Source organism: Carboxylicivirga sediminis, from assembly GCF_018156225.1.
GTDB lineage: Bacteria > Bacteroidota > Bacteroidia > Bacteroidales > Marinilabiliaceae > Carboxylicivirga > Carboxylicivirga sediminis.
The window spans coordinates 1-649 of the sequence record NZ_JAGTAR010000100.1 but is presented as its reverse complement, the minus strand read 5'-3'; the positions used below and the strand labels follow the sequence as shown (position 1 = coordinate 649).

1 protein-coding gene is annotated in these 649 nt (G+C 41.4%); it reads left to right on the top strand.

Annotated elements, in window-relative coordinates; all coding sequences use genetic code 11:
* Positions 1 to 649 (top strand): Ig-like domain-containing protein (locus KDU71_RS22790; protein ID WP_212193438.1); only part of this gene is annotated, 649 nt, incomplete at both ends.

The following is a 649-nucleotide window of genomic DNA, read 5'->3' as shown; positions in this document are numbered from 1 at the left end:
TTGATGTAGCACTCGATGATGCGCTGACGCTGACTTTCGATAAGGATATTCAATTTGGAGCAGGTCCACAGGTAATTCGTATACGCAGGGTGTCTGATGGTTCAGTTTTTCAGAGTTATTCGGTTGATGGAGTCAGTACGGATGCTAACCTGAGTATAAGCAATTCTGTATTAACGATAGCTCATAACACATTAGAGTATAATACGGCCTATTATGTAACTATATCGAATGGGGCAATTGAGTCAACAGGAGGCGTTGCCTTTGGCGGTCTTTCACTTGATACCGATTGGGCTTTTACAACGATAGCCCAGGCGCCGGTTGTAACGCTATTAACACCATTGAATACATCAACAGATATAGCAGTTGACCAGGTGCTAAGCATTACATTTGATCAGAATATTCAGTTTAGTCCAACACTTAAGTCTATACGGATCCGTCGTACGAGCGATAACAGTACATTTCAATCGTATCTGGTGGAAGGAGCATTAACTGATCCAACTTTAAGTATATCCGGTTCGACATTAACAATCAGCCATAATGACTTTGAAGAAAATACACAGTATTATATTTTGATTGATGCGGGTGCTATCCAGTCCACCTCAGGCGTTGATTTTGCAGGTTTCAGTACTAATGGCGACTGGACATTTAC